Source organism: Neptunomonas sp. CHC150 (assembly GCF_030397555.1).
Taxonomy (GTDB): domain Bacteria; phylum Pseudomonadota; class Gammaproteobacteria; order Pseudomonadales; family Balneatricaceae; genus Neptunomonas; species Neptunomonas phycophila.
On record NZ_JAPNXU010000009.1, the window covers coordinates 22,807 to 41,861 of the forward strand.

Annotated in this window: 19 protein-coding genes and 4 tRNA genes; 16 read left to right on the forward strand and 7 right to left on the reverse strand. The window is 44.4% G+C overall.

All coding sequences use genetic code 11. The features are described 5' to 3' along the window. Positions 1–44 precede the first annotated feature (44 nt). The 3 genes from OW491_RS10870 to htpX all read right to left on the reverse strand — a co-directional run bounded on the left by OW491_RS10870 (position 45) and on the right by htpX (position 3,366). Entirely contained in the window at positions 45–1,073 is a 1,029-nt protein-coding gene (locus OW491_RS10870; RefSeq protein ID WP_075171904.1) for a methionine synthase, read from the reverse strand. A gap of 82 nt (positions 1,074–1,155) precedes the next feature. Continuing rightward, the gene (locus OW491_RS10875) at positions 1,156–2,130 is read right to left on the reverse strand and encodes a DUF1852 domain-containing protein (protein WP_290035978.1); all 975 of its coding nucleotides are present in this window, start codon (positions 2,128–2,130) and stop codon (positions 1,156–1,158) included. Between the two features lie 354 nt (positions 2,131–2,484). Then, a complete protein-coding gene (gene htpX, locus OW491_RS10880) occupies positions 2,485–3,366 on the reverse strand; it encodes a protease HtpX (RefSeq protein WP_290035979.1) in 882 nt (293 codons plus the stop codon). 324 nt (positions 3,367–3,690) lie between these two features. On the opposite strand from htpX, the gene OW491_RS10885 reads away from it, so the two are divergent. After that, positions 3,691–4,191, forward strand: coding sequence for a hypothetical protein (locus OW491_RS10885; protein WP_277252939.1), 501 nt, complete (start codon positions 3,691–3,693; stop codon positions 4,189–4,191). Positions 4,192–4,283: 92 nt separating this feature from the next. Here OW491_RS10885 and OW491_RS10890 read toward each other — a convergent pair whose 3' ends face one another. The 3 genes from OW491_RS10890 to OW491_RS10900 form a co-directional block, all read right to left on the reverse strand. Then, on the reverse strand, positions 4,284–5,111 hold the full coding sequence (locus OW491_RS10890) for an HDOD domain-containing protein (RefSeq protein WP_290035981.1): 828 nt from the start codon (positions 5,109–5,111) through the stop codon (positions 4,284–4,286). Between the two features lie 199 nt (positions 5,112–5,310). After that, on the reverse strand, positions 5,311–5,679 hold the full coding sequence (locus OW491_RS10895) for a hypothetical protein (RefSeq protein WP_075171908.1): 369 nt from the start codon (positions 5,677–5,679) through the stop codon (positions 5,311–5,313). 167 nt (positions 5,680–5,846) lie between these two features. Beyond that, positions 5,847–7,061, reverse strand: a complete 1,215-nt coding sequence (locus OW491_RS10900; protein WP_215152537.1) for a pyridoxal phosphate-dependent aminotransferase — start codon at positions 7,059–7,061, stop codon at positions 5,847–5,849. 228 nt (positions 7,062–7,289) lie between these two features. Here OW491_RS10900 and OW491_RS10905 point away from each other — a divergent pair, with 228 nt between their 5' ends. Continuing rightward, positions 7,290–7,952, forward strand: coding sequence for a DNA-3-methyladenine glycosylase I (locus OW491_RS10905; RefSeq protein ID WP_178968565.1), 663 nt, complete (start codon positions 7,290–7,292; stop codon positions 7,950–7,952). A 35-nt stretch (positions 7,953–7,987) separates the two neighbouring features. Here OW491_RS10905 and syd read toward each other — a convergent pair whose 3' ends face one another. Beyond that, positions 7,988–8,539: a SecY-interacting protein gene (gene syd / locus OW491_RS10910; protein WP_290035984.1), complete on the reverse strand. Its 552-nt coding sequence runs from the start codon at positions 8,537–8,539 to the stop codon at positions 7,988–7,990. Positions 8,540–8,880: 341 nt separating this feature from the next. On the opposite strand from syd, the gene OW491_RS10915 reads away from it, so the two are divergent. The 14 genes from OW491_RS10915 (at position 8,881) to OW491_RS10980 (ending at position 19,047) form a co-directional block, all read left to right on the forward strand. After that, positions 8,881–8,957, forward strand: a tRNA-Asp gene (locus OW491_RS10915). Positions 8,958–9,044: 87 nt separating this feature from the next. Beyond that, positions 9,045–9,120: transfer RNA gene (locus tag OW491_RS10920), tRNA-Val, on the forward strand. A 44-nt stretch (positions 9,121–9,164) separates the two neighbouring features. Next, positions 9,165–9,241 (forward strand) — tRNA-Asp (locus OW491_RS10925). A 101-nt stretch (positions 9,242–9,342) separates the two neighbouring features. Beyond that, positions 9,343–9,418: transfer RNA gene (locus OW491_RS10930), tRNA-Val, on the forward strand. A gap of 111 nt (positions 9,419–9,529) precedes the next feature. Then, the gene (locus OW491_RS10935; RefSeq protein WP_290035986.1) at positions 9,530–10,486 is read left to right on the forward strand and encodes a pyridoxal-phosphate dependent enzyme; all 957 of its coding nucleotides are present in this window, start codon (positions 9,530–9,532) and stop codon (positions 10,484–10,486) included. A 70-nt stretch (positions 10,487–10,556) separates the two neighbouring features. Further along, a complete protein-coding gene (locus OW491_RS10940) occupies positions 10,557–11,438 on the forward strand; it encodes an NAD(+) kinase (RefSeq protein WP_075171912.1) in 882 nt (293 codons plus the stop codon). Position 11,439: 1 nt separating this feature from the next. Then, the gene (locus OW491_RS10945; RefSeq protein WP_075171913.1) at positions 11,440–12,417 is read left to right on the forward strand and encodes a metallophosphoesterase; all 978 of its coding nucleotides are present in this window, start codon (positions 11,440–11,442) and stop codon (positions 12,415–12,417) included. A gap of 22 nt (positions 12,418–12,439) precedes the next feature. After that, positions 12,440–13,282 carry a rhomboid family intramembrane serine protease gene (locus tag OW491_RS10950; RefSeq protein WP_075171914.1) on the forward strand — a complete coding sequence of 281 codons (843 nt, stop codon included), beginning with the start codon at positions 12,440–12,442 and terminating at the stop codon, positions 13,280–13,282. A gap of 100 nt (positions 13,283–13,382) precedes the next feature. Next, on the forward strand, positions 13,383–13,646 hold the full coding sequence (locus OW491_RS10955; protein WP_075171915.1) for a DUF1315 family protein: 264 nt from the start codon (positions 13,383–13,385) through the stop codon (positions 13,644–13,646). Between the two features lie 10 nt (positions 13,647–13,656). After that, positions 13,657–14,487, forward strand: a complete 831-nt coding sequence (locus tag OW491_RS10960; protein ID WP_075180031.1) for a DUF2797 domain-containing protein — start codon at positions 13,657–13,659, stop codon at positions 14,485–14,487. A 12-nt stretch (positions 14,488–14,499) separates the two neighbouring features. Continuing rightward, a complete protein-coding gene (gene pepN, locus OW491_RS10965; protein ID WP_290035988.1) occupies positions 14,500–17,130 on the forward strand; it encodes an aminopeptidase N in 2,631 nt (876 codons plus the stop codon). A gap of 62 nt (positions 17,131–17,192) precedes the next feature. Then, the gene (locus OW491_RS10970; protein WP_075171918.1) at positions 17,193–17,579 is read left to right on the forward strand and encodes a hypothetical protein; all 387 of its coding nucleotides are present in this window, start codon (positions 17,193–17,195) and stop codon (positions 17,577–17,579) included. Between the two features lie 39 nt (positions 17,580–17,618). Next, entirely contained in the window at positions 17,619–18,443 is an 825-nt protein-coding gene (locus OW491_RS10975) for an ATP-binding protein (protein WP_075180029.1), read from the forward strand. Continuing rightward, positions 18,436–19,047 (forward strand): HAD family hydrolase, encoded by a 612-nt coding sequence (locus tag OW491_RS10980; RefSeq protein WP_290035991.1) that lies wholly within the window; start codon positions 18,436–18,438, stop codon positions 19,045–19,047. Before OW491_RS10975 ends, OW491_RS10980 begins: the two co-directional genes overlap by 8 nt. The last annotated feature ends 8 nt before the right edge of the window (positions 19,048–19,055 follow it).

Sequence of the window (19,055 nt, forward strand, 5' to 3'; positions counted from 1 at the left end):
AACTCGTTTTAATAGGTAAGATGCGGCGTTAAATGTAGCTGTTTTCAGCGCAAAAGCTCTTTACGAAGTATGTCTGCGCCTGCGGCTAAGGCATTCATTTTGCCTCTTGCTACTTGATGGGGCAGTGGAGCCATACCGCAATTGGTGGATGGGTAAAGCTTGTCAGCATCAACAAATTTAAGCGCTTTTCGAAGGGTAGCTGCGACCTCTTCGGGTGTCTCGATAGTATGAGTGGCTACATCAATAGCCCCCACCATTACTTTTTTACCCCGAATGAGTTCAATTAGATCCATTGGAACATGAGAATTTTGGCATTCTAATGAGATAAGGTCGATATTTGATGTTTGAAGTTTAGGGAATATTTCTTCGTATTGACGCCATTCTGATCCTAATGTTTTTTTCCAATCAGTGTTCGCTTTGATGCCGTAGCCATAGCAGATATGCACAGCAGTCTGGCACTTTAGGCCTTCAATTGCTCTCTCTAAAGCGGCTACGCCCCAATCATTCACTTCGTCAAAAAACACATTAAATGCCGGTTCATCAAACTGGATAATGTCAACACCAGCGGCTTCTAACTCTTTAGCTTCTTGATTAAGAATTTTAGCGAACTCCCAAGCTAACTTTTCTCGGCTTTTGTAGTGGCTGTCATACAGCGTATCAATCATGGTCATCGGGCCTGGTAAAGCCCATTTAATGGGTTGCTTAGTTTGTTGGCGCAGGAATTTTGCGTCCTCAACAAAAACCGCTTGTTCTCGGGTTACCGCTCCTACAACTGTGGGTACGCTGGCCTCATAACGGTTGCGGATCTTGACGGTCTTACGATTTTCAAAATCAACACCACTGAGGTGTTCTATAAAAGTAGTGACAAAATGCTGGCGTGTTTGCTCACCGTCACTGATGATGTCGATGCCGGCTTTATGTTGATCTTGTACTGAGAGGCGCAAGGCATCTTGTTTGCCTGTAATGAGTTCGTCGTTTTCTAATTTCCAAGGTGACCATAATGTTTCAGGTTCTGCTAACCAAGACGGTTTCGGTAAGCTGCCTGCTGTTGATGTAGGTAATAATGTTTTCATGGTTATTAATATCTTATATTTCAATTCGTTATTGGGTATACCAAGACTTGTTGTCGAGTGAGTCTTGTAGGTGAATTCATAATTAAGTGAAAGCGGCCGACCATTGTTCAAGCACGGCCTTATACGGCTTAATAAAGTGCTCTTCAGCAAATTTCCCTTGTTCATTGGCTAGTAGGCTGCGCTCACTGCGGTCATAAATTATTTGTGTAACTGAATGGTCCTGGTTTTTCAGCTTAGGTTGGTAGCATTGACCCGCTATGGCATTCGCATTGTAAATTTCGGGACGGTAAATTTTTTGGAATGTTTCCATCGTGCTAATAGTGCTAATGAGCTCTAGATTCGTGTAATTGTTAAGTAGGTCGCCAACAAAATAGAAGGCCAATGGAGCAACGCTGTTTGGAGGCATGAAGTAGCGCACCTGCAAACCCATTTTTTTAAAATACTGCTCGGTTAACGATGATTCGTTAGGTTGATACTCAAAACCCAATACGGGGTGTTGGTTCTCTTTTCGGTAATAAATTTTGCTATCAGATACGCTAAGACAAATGACAGGTGGTTTTTTAAAGTTTTGTTGGTAAGTTTCTGAATTTACGAAATATTTGAAGATTTTTCCGTGCAAATCACCAAAGTTCTCTGGAATGCTAAATTTAGGTTGATCTCGATTATGATCTTGAAGTAAGACGCTAAAATCATAATCTCGGACATATGAAGAAAAATTGTTTCCTACAATGCCTTCAATATATTCATTTGTTTTATGGTCAATTATGTTTGTTTTCAAAATTTCTATAGTGGGGAAGGTTTGGCCGTTACCTTCAATATCCATGTTCACAGAAACTATTTCTAAACGAACGGAATAGCGATTCGCGTTGGGGTTGTCCCAATGGGCTAAAGCATTAAAGCGGTTGTTGATCATTCTTAGGGTGTTGCACAAATTTTCTTGGCGACGCTCGCCTCTCGCCAAGTTTGCAAAGTTGGTCGTGATCCGTGTGTTGTTGGACGGACGGTAATTCTCATCGAAAGCGATGCTTTTAATTGTGAAAGTAAAGTCTGTGTACATGATATCTGCCCCCTAAATTTGCTGTATAGCTTGTGTTCATTCCTTGCTCTTTCGAGACAGTCTCTGTTATGTGCTGATTGGCTTGGTAGCCCCAATTTCGTGTTAGCCATTGCTCATGGTTAGCAACACACCGCTACGAAGTGAGTAAAGTGCTATAACAGAGGGTTTATTTATACAGGCTAATAAACATGAATAAAAATGTTTTAAATTTAATTAAAGTTGATTTTAATTCATGTTGTTGGTTGTTGGTTGTTGGTTGTTCGATTTGTGAAGTGACTACTGGGGAGAGGGGGATGTATGGATCAGTTTGAGCAAGTAGCCTTTGTGTGGGGCTACTTGCTCTAGCGCGGGTTGCTATCTGGCTTGCAGGGCGGCGATTCGATCATCTAGGGGAGGGTGGCTGGACATCAGTTCAGCTAGGCCTGTTTTAAAATGACCATTGATACCAAAGGCGTTAAGCTGTGATGGAAGTTGGTCAGGAATCTCATATTCAGCTTTCAGGCGTTGTAAAGCGCCTATCATCCCTTGTTTGCTGGCGAAGTCTGCGCCGGCTTCGTCTGCCCTAAACTCGCGACGGCGTGAAAACCAAGCAACAATCATGGATGCAACCAGACCAAACACAATTTCTGCCACAAAGGTTGCTATGTAGAAACCGAATCCTACCCCACCTTGGTTATCACCGCGGCGAAGTAATGAGTCAAAAAAGTAGCCTACAATACGTGCAAAGAACATGACAAAAGTGTTTACCACGCCTTGAATTAATGTCAGCGTAACCATGTCACCATTAGCAACGTGACCGATTTCATGAGCCATAACGGCTCTGGCTTCTTCTGGGCGGAAACGTTGGAGTAACCCAGTACTGACGGCTACTAGGGCACTGTTTTTGTTCCATCCAGTAGCAAAAGCGTTAGCTTGTTGTGCATTAAAAATACCGACATCGGGCATGCCGATGCCCGCTTTGTCAGCCAATTCAGCCACGGTATCCAGTAACCATTGCTCTTGTGGGGTTGAGGCTTTTTTAATGATTTGGGTGCCCGTGGACATTTTGGCCATGGTTTTAGACAAGAACAGGGATATAAATGATCCGACAAAGCCAAACACAGCACAGAATATAAGCAGACTGCTTAAGTTGAGTCCATTCTGATCAAGGTAGCTACCAACGCCTAATAGGCTGAGGGTAACACTAGCAACCGCTATTACGGCTAGGTTGGTTAAAAGAAAAAGGATAATGCGCATAGGTTGTGCTTCCTAACTGTGAGTTATGTGCCTTAGATGTGGGCTCAGAGTAATAGTTTCAAGTTATTGGTCAGTTATTAAACAAGAATGCATTGCGTTAATTAATCTTACGTTAACCGCAACGGCTTAAGGCTAGGTTTTTAATTCGGTGGCAAATATTATGCTATAATTTTCCCCGTTGAAGTCATTGCTCAGTTGTACCTTGTGCTGCTGAATCGGTCATCAATCAGTAAAGGTGAAGTAGTAAGTTTACTGCTTGTAGAAGTACGAGTAAGCCACATAATAACCGTTTTGTGAGGCTGCATTAGGTTAGGTACAGAATTAGTGAGACACAAAAAAGTAGTCCCGCCGGAGTCTATTATTTGCTTGGATATTGAGGCAAGTGGCTTAGGAAGTCGTTCATATCCAATAGAAATTGCATGGAAACGTTTTGATGAAACATCCTTTGATTGCTTTCTGATTAATCCAGAAACGGGTTATAACTGGAATGATTGGGATGAGTCAGCAGCTCAGGTTCATGGCATAGCCTATCAGGATCTATTAAACCAAGGCATTGATGTGAGAGTGGCTTGTGCGCGTTTAAATTCGCAATTAGCCGGCTGCACAGTCTATAGTGATGCATTTGAGTTTGATTACTTTTGGATGCGTCGTCTCTTTGACGCCGCGATGGTTAAGCCGAAGTTTCAGCTAGATGGTATTGAGTCGTTGTTGTCGATTGAGCAATTAGACAAGTATCAGCGAGCATCTAAAGAGTCATCTCGTGAGCACCGGGCTATGTCCGATGTTGATGATCTACTGTTAGGTCTTAAAAGCTGTTTGCTCTAAGAGCGCTAATGTAGATCTGCATTAATTTACCTAAAGGAGCCTTACGCTCCTTTTTTGTGTCCGTTGCTTTTTACGCGTTATGTATGACGCAGCTAAGCGGCTAAACCATCTAAACCTGACTCAAGTTTCATGGCGTCAGCTAATGAGTCAATAATGTCGGAGTTTATGCCAGCCAGAGCCGCTATGTCGCGTGGAAAATGCTCTTGGACGTCTGCTAGGTTTCTGGATTCTCTGATGCAGTCGTTCATGTAGCTTGCCAAGTGTAGAACTGCGCTAAGAGGCTGAGGGGATTCACTCACAAGAGGAGCTTTGTAGTTTTTTACAGCGATGCCTAAATCGGGTGGAAATTTCCACATATCAAGTAATGCTTGCCCGGCATCCTGTGATGTAAAGCCTAGACGTTCGAGTTCAGCTTTTGTGCGGCTGACTTTTTGCTCATCAATCAGTGTTTGGATGGCTTTAGCACGGTTGGGCTGGGCCAAGTGCAATAATAATCGCCCAATATTATGGATAATACCTGTGGTAAAGGCGATGTCAGACTCCACTTGTTTTGTGTGGTCGGCAAACCATCGCGCTAAAGTCGCAACACGGAACGACTCTGCCCAGAAAGTTTTAATATCAATGCCATCGACGTCTTTAACAGAGCCTGCGAAGCCGGATGCAATGACAAGGGTTTTAAGTTGTCCCATGCCAAGCATAACGGTTGCTTCATCAATGGAAGACACTTTTCTGGATAGACCAAAATGAGCAGAATTAACTAAGCGGAGAATTTTTAAAGATAAGGTTTGGTCTTCACTGACTTTTTGAGCAATCTGGTCGTAGTCAACGTTTGGATTGTTCAGTGCTTGAATCAGTTCACGAACCACTTCGGGTACGTTAGGCAGTTTATTGGTTTGGTTTAGTAGCTCTTTAATTTCCATGCTCTCTCTCCGCCGAGGAATGACTATATCAAGCGTAGAGCAGGATTGAGATTTAGCAATAATGTTGCCGTTATTTAATAGCCGTTCAGAGTGCGTGCGGCAAGAACTACGAGCAAGGATATGAGCTTGGCATTATGTAAAAAAGGCTCCGAAGAGCCTAATTTTAGGAACGGTATCTTTCTGGGTATAGCGGCGTTATTTACAGGTTTAGCACGTATGATTCAATTTTTTCGCGTAGCTCACCATATTGGCCCATTTCTTCAGGCAAGAAGAAGAGCTTATAGTAGCAACGTTCTTTTAGCTGGCCTTTGTTGCCTTTGATATTTTCTTTTAAGTTGGCGTAGGCGTAAGACATCTGAAGGTGAATAACGCGAGTGAAAGGCGGAAGGGTAAATTCGTGATCTTCTAGGTCGTAGCGCTTTTTAGTTTCTTTAATGGTGTAAAAAGAAACTTCGGCAGCATGGTTTAAGTTGAGCAAAAAATTTGAGGTCACCGGAACTAGGTGCTGCCTATCTAAACCGTTGTGTTCCATATAAATACCGCAATTTTTTTTAATTTTAATAAACATACTGATCCCATCCTTATAGTGTGTGGAGCGCCTCTGGACTTATTATATGTTGGTTGATGTGGCTAACTAACATCTCCCTTAACAATAACGAAAAGTCTTGCGAGCAGGCAATATAAAAGCGACATTATTCACGCCGCTTAATATGTGTAGCACAGCAATATTGCTATTTATTGTTCATAGGTCTTTAAGAAGGTGGCAATCCTATTAACAGCGTCTTCCAAGTCGTCTTGTCGTGGAAGGAAAACAATTCGAAAGTGCTGAGTATCAGGCATGTTAAAGCCGCTGCCTTGCACTACGAGTACTTTTTGCTGAAGAAGCAAGTCAAGCGCAAACTTCTCGTCATTTTTAATAGGGTAGACATCCGGGTCGAGACGAGGGAACAAATAAAGAGCGCCTTTGGGTTTTACGCAAGATACGCCAGGTATAGCATTTAGCATTTCCCACGCCTTGGTGCGCTGCTCATATAAGCGACCTTCAGGAACGATCAGCTCTTTGATGCTCTGGTAACCACCTAGTGCTGTTTGTATAGCGTGTTGAGCTGGTACATTGGCGCATAGGCGCATGTTGCTCAGCATGTCGAGCCCCTCGATGTAATCTTTGGCGCGATGCTTTGGTCCGCTAACAATCACCCAGCCTGCTCGGAAACCGGCAGCACGATAAGTTTTAGATAGGCCGTTGAAGGTTAAAAATAATACATCGTCAGCTAGCGAGGCAAGCGAGATATGTTGTGCTTCGTCGTACAGAATTTTATCGTAAATTTCATCAGCAAATATAATTAAGTTGTGTTCGCGGGCTAACTCAACAATCTGCTCTAATACTGCTTTTGGGTACACCGCACCAGTTGGGTTATTAGGGTTAATAACCACAATACCTTTTGTATGGGGTGTGATTTTGCGGCGCATGTCTTCTATGTCCGGCGCCCAATCGGCTGATTCATCACAAACATAGTGAACAGGTGTGCCGCCCGCCAAACTGACGGCAGCCGTCCATAACGGATAGTCTGGAGCAGGGATTAGCATTTCGTCGGTATCGTTTAAGAGGCCTTGCATGGCCATCACAATAAGCTCAGATACACCGTTCCCAATGTAGATGTCTTCAACGGTTACATTAGGGATGTTGCAACGCTGTGTCTCTTGCATTATGGCTTTGCGCGCGGCAAACAAACCTTTAGAGTCGCAATAGCCTTGTGAGGCGGGAAGGTTGCGAATCACATCCTGAACGATCTCTTCTGGCGCTTCAAATCCCCATGGGGCAGGGTTGCCAATGTTAAGTTTGAGGATGCGATTACCTTCCTCTTCGAGTCGCTTGGATTCCTGAAGTACTGGACCTCGGATGTCATAACAGACATTGATTAGTTTGTTTGATTTGCGGATAACAGACATTGTGTTAGTTCCCTGAGCCCACTATTTCCATCTTTATACAGGCGGGCGAAGTAGAAATTGTAAAAAGGTTAAACATCATACGCTTTTTCGTATTTGAAAAGAACACCATAAAAACGCTAGGATCATAGACTTATGTGTGATTTCTTGGCACTAAATAAGTGCAAAAGGGGTCTATAGATTATCCGAATAAAGTCGCCTTAATGACTTTTTTCTAATTAAGGAGTCATTTTGAAATCTTACCTTTGGCTTTACGAGCATGCGTTGAATCAAAAAGGAAAGGCGCTCGACTCATTGATGCCTGATTTTCTGCCGGATGCCGAATTAGCGCAAGTACCGGATAGTCTACTTTTTTCATTAATGTCTAGGCGCATTTTCAGAGCGGGCTTGAAGCACTCTGTTGTAGATGCGAAATGGCCGGCCTTTGAAAAAGCATTTTGGGGCTTTGATCCCGAAAAAGTGGCGTTGATGAGTGATGAACAATTAGAAGGGCTTATGCAGAATGATCAAATCATTCGTCATTGGGGAAAAATAAAAGCCGCTCGTGCTAATGCTTTTTTTATCTGTGAAATGGCTGAAAAACACGGCAGCTTTGCTCAGTGGTTAGCGAACTGGCCGGTCGAAAACATTGTCGGCCTGTGGGATGTGCTCAAAAAAGAGGGCAAGCAATTAGGTGGTAATTCGGGCCCGTATTTTTTGCGAATGGCAGGTAAAGACACATTTGTACTAACAGATGATGTTGTTGGAGCATTAAAAGCGCAAGGTATCGTGGATCGTAAACCGACAGCCAAACGCGATTTGCTGATTGTGCAGCAAGCGTTTAATCAATGGCATCAGGAATCAGGCCGGCCTATGTGCCATATTAGCCGCATGCTTTCTTTCACTGTGGGATAGCAGTGCGGCTATGCTGATTGCTGTGATCAAGTGCTTTAGGTAGCTGGTGTTAATGTCCCTAAAAACTCAGGAAGACTTTCGGCGATTTGTCTGACTGGTTTTTTGCCCGGGTATTCAAGCCATACCGTGCCGTTATCATTATTGACGGTTAACATGCCGTCATCGGGTTCGGTTAGCGCAAAAAATAGAGATAGTGTGCGTTTTTGTTGAGCCTTAGCCATGGCATGACCTATAAGATTGGCGCGTAACCGTTCTAAGTCGTCCGTGTTCCACACTTGCAAGAGGGAAAGGCTTCCGTCTGGAGCCTTCAAAGCAAGAGGATCTGACCAGTAGCGCGTATATAGATCAACGATGGTTGGGTGTATGTCCACTTCCAAAGCAGCGGATAAACGTTCAAACATATCGGTTGGCTCTGTCTGTCGTACGGGCTGCCAGCGGGTTTCACTGTCTTGTGTAGCGCTTTGGTTTACGTAGCAAGGTGATGGCCATGCAGTGTCGTAACGAACTGTTGGGAGGTTGTCTTTGTGGTGTGCAAGCCAAAGCGTCATTATGCGATCCAGTTGCTGTTGGGTATTGGAAACCGTCATGCCTACCATATCCTAAATCTTGAAATTATCGTTGTTCGTGATGCTAGGCCACTCTAACGAGCCAACGCACATACTACAAATATTAAAGTTTGTACGATTAGCAGGGTTTGGCTGTAAGCGAGGTTAAGGGTTTTGGAATGCGCAGAGAACAGCTGTTTGATTTAGCTCTATTTTTATTTTTAGTCGCTATCTGATCAAAGTTTCAGCAGCTTTGGTTATTAAATAGGAAGTTGTTAATCGATAGTTAAAAAATGCAAAATATTTAGCGCAAATGTTTGACATCGTTACGAAAGTATTTAAAATGCGCACCTCGTTCAGGGACGTGTCCCAAAACGAAAAACGGAGTGGTAGTTCAGTTGGTTAGAATACCTGCCTGTCACGCAGGGGGTCGCGGGTTCGAGTCCCGTCCATTCCGCCACTTACTAAAACAGCAATGTTCTGGTAAGCGGCAACTGAGTCAACTAAATGCTTGTTGGTTCAGTCTAAACAAAAGGCACTTGTTAGCGGGCGTGTAGCTCAGCTGGGAGAGCGTCGCCCTTACAAGGCGAATGTCGGGAGTTCGAACCTCTCCACGCCCACCACTAACAATAAGCTGGCACTCGAAAGCGAGTATAAACACAGATGCGGAGTGGTAGTTCAGTTGGTTAGAATACCTGCCTGTCACGCAGGGGGTCGCGGGTTCGAGTCCCGTCCATTCCGCCACTTTCCTTTTTTCTTGAAGGAAAGCTCTTAACAGATGATTATTAGCATTTACAAATCTTTTTGTTTTTGCGATAAATGTACTGTTTCTGCTTCAGCATTATGGGCGTGTAGCTCAGCTGGGAGAGCGTCGCCCTTACAAGGCGAATGTCGGGAGTTCGAACCTCTCCACGCCCACCATAATGCGTTACCAAATCTTATCTATTATTTTCCCTGTATTGTTAAATAGCTTCCCTTATTGTCAATTAATGCCTATGTTCAGGTGTTTTATTTGTTTTTCAGTTGCGTGCTATGACAAATTCTACTTTTAATGTTTTGCCGAGCGAGCCGCTCGATGCTTACCGCCGTTTATATGAAGAAACTGATCTACCATTGAATGTGGAAAGATTGGAGCATGCTTTGTTTTTAAAAAAGCGGCTTAGCGTTTGTGTTGTGCGTGTTGATCAGGTGCATCCACAAATCAGTGGTAACAAGTGGTTTAAGTTAAAGTACAACTTAAAAGCTGCTATCGAGCAGGGGGCTAGCTGTATTATCAGTTTTGGCGGTGCGTATTCTAATCATTTACATGCACTGGCTTATGCTTGCCATTGTTTAGGTTTGCATTCAGTTGGAGTAGTGAGGGGGGAGCCCGTTGATAATCCCATGCTAATTGACGCGAAGGCGTGGGGTATGCGCTTGCATTTTGTCAATAGAGAAACTTACCGGCTGCGTGCAGAACCCGCTTGGCTCAATGCGCTTCCATCATTAGTAGGTGATGGTTTTATATTGCCTGAAGGTGGGAGTAGTGCGTTAGCGGTAAAGGGGGTAGGCGAGTTAATGCAGCAAATTAATAACGTTGAACCCGCTTTGGATTATGTAGTGTGCGCGTGTGGTACCGGAGGTACTTTAGCTGGCTTGGTTAGTACGCCGGCCAAAACGGTTGTGCAGGGCATTCCTGTGTTAAAAGGGGCTGGTTTTTTGCATGATGATGTTAGCGCGTTGCTATTAGCCTCAGGTCATGAGCGAACGGCATCGAAGTGGGAGTTGGATCTGTTTGGCCACTATGGTGGTTACGGAAAAATGAATGCAGACCATATAGCGGTTATGAAGCAGTTGGAGGACGATTTTTCGTTGTCCCTCGATCCGGTTTATACCGCCAAGCTGTTTAGGCGCTTTATGGAAAAGGTTGAAAATGATGACTACCCCGAGGGTTCTCGTATTGCGCTTGTACATACGGGTGGTTTGCAGGGGCGCAGATCAATCACGTAAGTGCTTGAAATCTTTTGTGAACACTAGGATCATGTGAGTAGGTAGGTATATCAAGAGAATAGGCGCATAAATGGATCACTTTCGAAATATCGGCTTGATTGGCCGCTTAGGCAGTAAGCCCGTCATCGACACCATGAGACATCTTATACGGTTTCTTCAAGATCGTGACTTGCATGTCATTCTTGATGAGCGCATCGCTGATTTAATGCCCGGCCATGGTCAGCAAGTATGCAAGCAAAAAATGATGGGTGAAATATGTGATCTTGTTATTGTGGTGGGAGGAGATGGCAGCTTGTTGGGCGCTGCGCGTTCGTTAGCGCAATGCCATGTCCCTGTTTTAGGGGTTAACCGAGGAAACTTAGGGTTCCTAACCGATATATCACCTAATGAAATTGAAGAAAAAGTAGCCGAGGTGCTAGAAGGTAAGTACACGGTAGAGACTCGCTTTTTATTAGATATGATTGTTAAGCGCGCCGGCGAGCCTATAGGCGAGGGAACTGCGTTAAATGACTGCGTGCTTCACCCGGGTAAAGCAACGCGTATGATCCAGTTTGAGCTATACATTGAAGGTCAATTTGTTTATACGCAAAAATCAGATGGTCTGATTGTATCAACGCCGACAGGCTCCACGGCCTATGCGTTATCGGGTGGTGGCCCAATCATGCATCCTAAGCTGGATGCGCTCGTACTTGTTCCTATGTTTCCACATACCTTATCAAGTAGGCCTATTGTTGTTGACGGTAACAGTGAGCTGAAGCTGGTCATTAGTGAAGAGAACGAAACTTACCCTACCGTATCGTGTGATGGCCAAATTAGTATAAGCCTTGCGCCGGGCGATGTTATTACTATCCACAAAAAACCGCATAAACTGAAACTGTTGCACCCGCTGGATTATGACTTTTACCGAACCTGCCGTGAAAAGTTAGGTTGGGGTACTAAGTGGGGTAATTAGCATGACAGCACGCCGATATGAAGGATACGATCTAATAGGTGATGTGCATGGCTGTGGTTTGAGCCTTCGCATGCTGTTGGCTCGTTTGGGCTACAGTAAAAAGGATGGCGTGTATTGTCATCCTAAGCGCCAAGTAATCTTTATCGGCGATATTGTCGACCGTGGACCTCATATCCGAGAAGCGCTTTATATCGTGAAGGATATGGTTGATGCGGGTCATGCCCAAATTGTTATGGGCAATCATGAATATAATTTGCTGTGCTACTGTACGCCTAAGCCTGATGGTTCAGGCACTTTTCTGCGCGAACATAATCCTCGGCATCGACGTATTTTGCAGGAATCGCTGCAGCAACTTGACCCTTATCCAGCGGACAAAGCGGATTTTATGGCCTGGATAAAGGCTATGCCGCTTTTTTTAGAGATGGAAACCTTTAGGGTTATCCATGCCTGCTGGCATCAAGAGTTGATTGATGAGTTCAAAGGAATGATGGGAGGGAATCAAATCGATGACGCCTTCCTATACCGATCTGCGGAACCAGACACTTTTGAGTGGGTCTTAATGGATCGCTTGTTACGCGGAACTCACCTTAAGTTGCCCAATGGCGAGGTCATGGTGAGTCGGGATGGATTTAAGCGGCGCTATTTTAGGACGAAGTTCTGGGCAAATAATCCTCAACGCTACAGTGATGTGGTATTTCAGCCTGATCCGTTACCTGAGCATGTAGCGCGAATGCCTCTTACCGATCGTAATCGCCAAGATTTATATCATTATGCATCAACCGAGAAACCTTTATTTATTGGTCATTATTGGTGTGAAGGCGACCCTCTTCCGCTCACTAACAATATCGCCTGTATTGATTACAGTGCTGTTAAATATGGCAAGCTTGTTGCGTACCGATACGATTATGAAAAAACACTCAGTGCCGATAAGTTTGTATGGGTAGATGTTCGCACCGAAGTGTTAACCAAGACCAAATAGCATTTTATTCAAGAAGAGCTAAATGATTAAAGTTTTTGATGTGCCTTTGTCTAAAGATCTCTCTGGTTTTGCTGAGTTTCTGTGGCAAAAAGAGATACCGCACCGGATTACTGAAGATGAGACTAGTCAGTCTCTTTGGGTGCCGGCTCATATTCCCACTGATCAAATTCAATATATTTATGAACAATGGGAGCAGGGCGAGGATTTGACTACTATTCGGGTGAGGAAGCCTGTTCATAAAAGGTTGAGTCCATCACAGTCTCCAATGACTTTTGTTTTGTTGATAATGAGTGGGATTGTCACCTTTTTGTTTGGTTTTGGTGAAAACTATTCGGTTATGCATTGGCTGACAATCACTGATTTTCAGCTCACAGGTCGTAGTTTAATTTACACGCATTTGCTTGAGACGGTTACATCCTTTGAATGGTGGCGTTTTATTACTCCTATTTTTATGCATTTTAGTTTACAGCATATTGTTTTTAACTCGCTTTGGATTTGGGTTGTAGGTCGAAAAATAGAGCAAATTCAAGGTGCAAAGGTTTATCTGTGGGTTGTCGTTTGGGCTGCGATTACCTCTAACATAGGTCAATTTTTAATTTCAGGGCCTATGTTTGGGGGGCTGTCAGGGGTTGTATATGCGGTTCTTGCTTACACATGGTTCTGGGATAAGATGTCTGATCGCCCGCTGTTTGGTTTTCCACCTGCATTGATGGTTTTTATGGTGGTATGGTTGGCGCTAGGTTATACCGGACTTTTAGAGTCGCTTGGATTCGGGTCTATTGCTAATACAGCGCATTTGGCAGGACTTGTAGCAGGTCTGCTTGCTGTTCCTTTGGTTAAAGCATTGTTTCGTGTTGCCAAGTAAACTCGTTCACAGGCGGGGCTTTAAGGAATAATAGTCCGTATTTCGAAAGCAGAACCTCGCTTATTATCTGTTAAGATAGGCGTATGTTGAGGAGTATAAAATGACTTACGAAGAGCTGATTTCAAAAATGACGCCTCAGATGCATGCGTCTTTAAAGCAAGCGATTGAGCTGGGTAAATGGCCAAATGGTCAGCGTTTAACAGATGAGCAGCAAGCTATTTGTATGCGTGCGGTTATCGCATATGACCAGACAAATTTGCCAAAAGAAGAGCATATTGGCTTTATCGACCGTACACGACAAGACGGAAAACAACACGGTTCGGATCCGCTCGAGCCAGAAATTTTAAAAATTCTTACCCACTAAGCGAGTTTTAATGCAGTTATTAGGTTCAGGTTCTGTTAGTAAAATGAAAACAACCCTAGCGGAGCCGGTCGAATACCGTTTGCCCCTGGGTGATAGCGAAGTTGCAATGAACCCGTTGCTGTCTAAAAAAATTCATATCCGCTATTTGGGTGCCATCAATTGCACGCATTGCGGTCGAAAAACTAATAAAAGCTTTAGTCAGGGGTACTGTTACCCTTGTTTTAAAAAATTACCGCAATGCGACACCTGTATTATGAGTCCTGAAAAGTGCCACTTTCAGGAAGGAACATGTCGTGATGCTGCATGGGGTGAGGCGAACTGCTTTACACCCCACATTGTTTATTTAGCAAACTCTTCAGGAGTGAAAGTTGGTATAACGCGTGGTACTCAAGTACCTACCCGCTGGATTGATCAAGGAGCCGTACAGGCTTTGCCGATTTTTCGGGTACAAACTCGCTTACAATCGGGTTTAATCGAACGCTTGTTAGGTGAGTACGTAGCAGATAAAACCAATTGGCGTGCAATGCTCAAAGGGCAAGTAGATAAGCTTGATCTAGCGGTGGTCCGGGATGAACTAATGGCGAAATGTGCTCAAGGTATTGAAGGTTTGCTTGAGCAGCATGGCGTACAGGCGTTACAAGCCATCGATAACGGTGAGGCGATTAATATTAACTATCCCGTTATTGAATATCCGACTAAGGTAGTCACACATAATTTAGATAAAACACCGGAAGTTGAAGGGGTGCTGCTAGGTATCAAAGGGCAGTATCTCATTTTAGATACCGGTGTTATTAATATGCGTAAATACACGGCTTATCAAATTGAGCTGAGTTCAGAGTAGGGGTTAAAGTCAATGTCTCAACCGCAAGTCATCTATTTAAAGGATTATCAGGTACCAGCGTTTTTAATTGACCAAACTGATTTACGATTTGAGCTTGAAGCAACTAAAACATTAGTTAAAGCTCGCTTGACCATGAGAAAAAACCCCGAGAGCCACTCGCAACAGCGTGCGTTGTTTTTGGATGGCGATAAATCATTGGTTTTGCATCGAGTTGCAATTAATGACCAGGTGTTGAGTGATAAAGATTACAGCCGCACTGATGATGGTTTAACCATACATGATGTCCCCGACAGTTTTGTTTTAGAAACAGTTACAGAAATTAATCCGCAGGAAAATACGGCGTTAGAAGGCTTGTATCGTTCGGATGGTTTCTATTGCACTCAATGTGAGGCTGAAGGCTTTCGCCGCATTACCTTCTACCTTGATCGCCCTGATGTTATGTCGGTATTCACCACCACCATTGAAGCAGATAAAACAACGTGCCCAGTCTTGCTTTCGAATGGTAACGCTATCGATAGCGGGGACTCTGAGGGTGGTCGTCACTGGGTAACGTGGGAAGATCCATTCCGTAAGCCTGCCTATTTGTTTGCGCTGGTGGCTGGAGATTTATCGCATGTTGAAGATAGCTATACGACCATGAGTGGCCGTAAAGTAGCTTTACAGATTTTTGCGGATAAAAAAGATTTAAATAAGCTCGATCATGCCATGACATCGTTGAAAAATTCCATGCGTTGGGATGAAGAGGTGTATGGTCGGGAATATGATCTTGATATTTTTATGATCGTGGCTGTCGACTTCTTCAATATGGGGGCTATGGAGAATAAAGGGTTAAACATCTTTAACACCTCCTGTGTATTAGCCAGCCCGCAGACGACTACAGATCTTGGCTTTCAGCGAGTTGAAGGGGTTGTAGCACATGAGTATTTTCATAACTGGTCGGGTAATCGAGTAACATGCCGAGACTGGTTCCAACTGAGCCTAAAGGAAGGCTTTACCGTCTTTCGAGACTCTGAGTTTAGTGCCGACTTTAACTCCCGCACCGTAAAGCGTATCGAAGACGTTTCTGTATTAAGAACGGCCCAGTTTGCAGAAGATGCTGGCCCGATGGCGCATCCTATTCGCCCATCCTCCTTTATTGAAATTTCAAACTTCTACACGATGACGATCTATGAGAAAGGCGCCGAAGTTGTGCGTATGATTCATACATTGCTCGGGCCGGATTTATTCCGCAAGGGGAGTGATCTGTATTTTGATCGTCATGATGGACAAGCCGTAACAACCGATGATTTTGTTGCCGCCATGTCTGATGCATCAGGCCGTGACTTTACACAGTTCAAGCGCTGGTATGAGCAGGCAGGAACACCAGAGCTAACCGTTAGTGATGAGTACGATCCCGCCGCTGGTGTTTATACGCTGATCATCCAGCAATCATGTCCGGCTACACCGGGGCAGAATGAAAAGCTACCCTTCCACTTGCCGGTTGCTGTCGGCCTGATTGATGATCAAGGTGCAGATCTGCCCTTAACGAATGGTCAGACAACTCAGGTTTTAGAGTTAACAGAAGCGGAGCAGCGTTTTGAGTTTACAGGTATTCATGGCGATAAGCCGGTGCCTTCCTTGTTGCGCGGTTTTTCGGCGCCGGTGAAGCTGCGTTACCCTTATTCTAGGGATGAACTAGTTTTCTTAATGCAGCACGATAGTGATGGCTTCAACCGCTGGGAAGCATCTCAAAAGCTGGGTGTTGATGTGCTGCAGTCGCTTACCGCGGCTTATCAACAGGGCGAGCCACTGGCATTTGATGCACGATTGAGCGAGGCCTACAGAAGCGTGCTGCTGGATGAAACGCTTGATCCTGCTATGGTGGCTAAAATTTTGACGTTGCCTAGCGAAGCATATTTGTCCGAATTAGTGGATGAAATTGATGTCGATGCGATTCATGCCGCAAGAACTTTCGCGCGCCAACATATTGCCAATGCGCTTGAAGCTGAGTTTATCGCTGCTTACGAGCGTTGCAGCTCCAGCGAGCCCTATTCACCAGACGCTGATAGTATTGCAAAGCGAGCGTTGCGTAATTTGAGCCTTGCTTACCTGGTAGAAACTGAGAAGCCGCAGCACTTATCGTTAGTGCGTACGCAGTTTGATAATGCCGATAACATGACTGACAGCCAGGCAGCTCTAGGGTTGTTAGTACATTCAAATGATGAAGTGGCCGCTAGCGAAGTGCTTGCGATATTTTATGAACGCTGGTCAGAAGAGTCGTTAGTCGTTAATCAGTGGTTGTCTGTGCAAGCGAGTGACCCAAAACTGGGGACGCTCAATAAAGTGCTTGCGTTAATGGATCACCCAGCATTTACCATGCGCAATCCTAATAAAGTTAGGGCGCTTATTTCGGCTTTCGCTATGCAAAACCCAGTTAACTTCCACCAGCTGGATGGATCGGGGTATGCCTTCTTGGCTGACCGTATTATTGAGCTTAATGCACTTAACCCGCAAATAGCTTCGCGGCTTGTAACACCGTTAACACGCTGGAAGCGATACAGTGAGCAGCGTCAGGCGCTAATGAAGAATGAGTTGCAACGCATCATGGACAGCGGTAGCTTGTCGACTGATGTCTATGAAGTTGTTAGTAAAAGTTTGGTTTGATGAGCGCTAGCTTGTGCTACTCTCATACTTGGGATTAATCGTTAAATACTAAAGGTGTAGTAATGGATCGCAAATTATCGTCTAACGATAAATTTAACCTACAGCAAAACTTTCGTCGTTATTTGAAATTTCAAGATCAATACGAGGAAGCAAACGAGGCGGCAAAAACCGCGCGTGCCAGCCGTGTTTGGATCGCGGCTCTCATAGCTCTGCTATTTGCATTGGCGTCAGATTTTTTCATGGGTGCCTCGGCCGCATTGTTTGGTCTTTACTTTTATCGTGTGATGAGTGCATCCATGAAGGTTGGTAGTGCACAAGAAGGGCGTGAAGACACCGAGCGTTGGTTTGCTTCTAAAGGTCTACGTTTTGAAGGTCGTGTATTGTACTTTCGCGATGACCAAATGTTAGATACACCGTTAGATCCATTTGATGACGCATTATATCAATAAGCCGATCTCTTCTGATGTATGTGGGTAACTAACTAAATCATGCCCGTTAAGCGAGAGTATCAAACGCTGACAAAGCGGACACGTATGATGCTGGACGCTCCCGAAAATACCAATGTAGATTTCAAACGTGAAGCTACAGGTATTAAAAGTAGTGATCTGGTGGCCTTTGCAAATTCCCCTACAGGTGGGACTTTGCTAATTGGGGTCGACGAATATACATCAGAAGATGGATTGCAACGTGGCAAAATCGTTGGTTGTGACGTAGATGATAATGCCAGGTTAATGATGATCAACAAGGCAACTGATTGTTACCCAAATGTTGAGATTCAAATATTTATTGAAAACTTAAATGGCCCTCCGCTTATGCGTGTCGAGGTGCCTAGTGGTCATATGCGGCCTTATTGTTCATCTCGTGGCGAGTACACCGTGCGAACCGAGGGGCGCAATCGTGCACTCTATCCGGAAGAGTTATTGCTTATCTTTATGGATAGAGAAGGCGATAAATTTTTGACACGCTTTAAAACCGCGGTGTCCCAATTAGAGGATAAGGTCGGCCATATCAACCAATCGTTGAGTCACGATATGGGCACCGTTGCCCAGCATATCCACGACCTTGATAGTCAGCTACAAAAGACGTTAGGTCATGTTGGACGGCTGACTGACAGCTCCAAAAAACGCTCGCGCAATTTATTGCAGACGCTTAAAGATAGTCACGATTCAATAGAAAAGCTGGAGCAGCATTTATTAGCAGAACGTCATTTAGTGGCCGAAAATTACCAAAGAGACCAACAGAAGCGTTTGGCGAGCCTAGAAAGTAAGCTAGATGTCTTGTTGGATCGATTAGAGGTACCGTTGCGTGATTGAGTTGTTTAAGGCTAGTCGTCACTGGGTGTTTGATTTAGATGGCACGCTCACTAAAGCGGTTCACGATTTCGACCATATTAGGCGAGAGCTTGATATCCCACCAGCAGAAGATATTTTAACGCATATTCATCGATTAACTGCCGATGAAAAACATCAAAAAACAGAGCGTTTGAATGAATTAGAGCACTTCTATGCTCAACAAGCACAGCCTGCAGAAGGTGTTGAATTGTTGATTCGACATTTGCACAAACGATCGTGTCACCTGGCTATTTTAACGCGCAATACTCGGCCTTTTGCATTGATGTCTTTAGAATCAATCGGGCTGCTATCTTTTTTTGATGAGGCGTGTGTTTTAGGTCGTGATGAAGCTCCTCCAAAACCAGACCCAGCAGGTATTCATTGTATTAAAGAGCACTGGAGAGTTAACGCTGACTCTCATACGCCGGTTGTAATGGTGGGAGACTATCGCTTTGATTTAGCGGCGGGTAAAAGTGCGCAATGTCTAACGATACATGTACATGAGGATGATCAGCTACAGTGGCCTGACTTGACAGATTATCGGGCTAAAACGTTGGTTGATATACATGACTATTTACGCCAGTGAATAGCGAG

What these genes read in the sequence shown, in the direction of transcription:
- OW491_RS10870 (WP_075171904.1), bottom strand. Translation starts at nt 1,073, where the DNA reads ATGAAAACATTATTACCTACATCAACAGCAGGCAGCTTACCGAAACCG.
- OW491_RS10875 (WP_290035978.1), bottom strand. Translation starts at nt 2,130, where the DNA reads ATGTACACAGACTTTACTTTCACAATTAAAAGCATCGCTTTCGATGAG.
- htpX (WP_290035979.1), bottom strand. Translation starts at nt 3,366, where the DNA reads ATGCGCATTATCCTTTTTCTTTTAACCAACCTAGCCGTAATAGCGGTT.
- OW491_RS10890 (WP_290035981.1), bottom strand. Translation starts at nt 5,111, where the DNA reads ATGGAAATTAAAGAGCTACTAAACCAAACCAATAAACTGCCTAACGTA.
- OW491_RS10895 (WP_075171908.1), bottom strand. Translation starts at nt 5,679, where the DNA reads ATGTTTATTAAAATTAAAAAAAATTGCGGTATTTATATGGAACACAAC.
- OW491_RS10900 (WP_215152537.1), bottom strand. Translation starts at nt 7,061, where the DNA reads ATGTCTGTTATCCGCAAATCAAACAAACTAATCAATGTCTGTTATGAC.
- syd (WP_290035984.1), bottom strand. Translation starts at nt 8,539, where the DNA reads ATGACGGTTTCCAATACCCAACAGCAACTGGATCGCATAATGACGCTT.
- OW491_RS10935 (WP_290035986.1), top strand. Translation starts at nt 9,530, where the DNA reads ATGACAAATTCTACTTTTAATGTTTTGCCGAGCGAGCCGCTCGATGCT.
- OW491_RS10940 (WP_075171912.1), top strand. Translation starts at nt 10,557, where the DNA reads ATGGATCACTTTCGAAATATCGGCTTGATTGGCCGCTTAGGCAGTAAG.
- OW491_RS10945 (WP_075171913.1), top strand. Translation starts at nt 11,440, where the DNA reads ATGACAGCACGCCGATATGAAGGATACGATCTAATAGGTGATGTGCAT.
- OW491_RS10950 (WP_075171914.1), top strand. Translation starts at nt 12,440, where the DNA reads ATGATTAAAGTTTTTGATGTGCCTTTGTCTAAAGATCTCTCTGGTTTT.
- OW491_RS10955 (WP_075171915.1), top strand. Translation starts at nt 13,383, where the DNA reads ATGACTTACGAAGAGCTGATTTCAAAAATGACGCCTCAGATGCATGCG.
- OW491_RS10960 (WP_075180031.1), top strand. Translation starts at nt 13,657, where the DNA reads ATGCAGTTATTAGGTTCAGGTTCTGTTAGTAAAATGAAAACAACCCTA.
- pepN (WP_290035988.1), top strand. Translation starts at nt 14,500, where the DNA reads ATGTCTCAACCGCAAGTCATCTATTTAAAGGATTATCAGGTACCAGCG.
- OW491_RS10970 (WP_075171918.1), top strand. Translation starts at nt 17,193, where the DNA reads ATGGATCGCAAATTATCGTCTAACGATAAATTTAACCTACAGCAAAAC.
- OW491_RS10975 (WP_075180029.1), top strand. Translation starts at nt 17,619, where the DNA reads ATGCCCGTTAAGCGAGAGTATCAAACGCTGACAAAGCGGACACGTATG.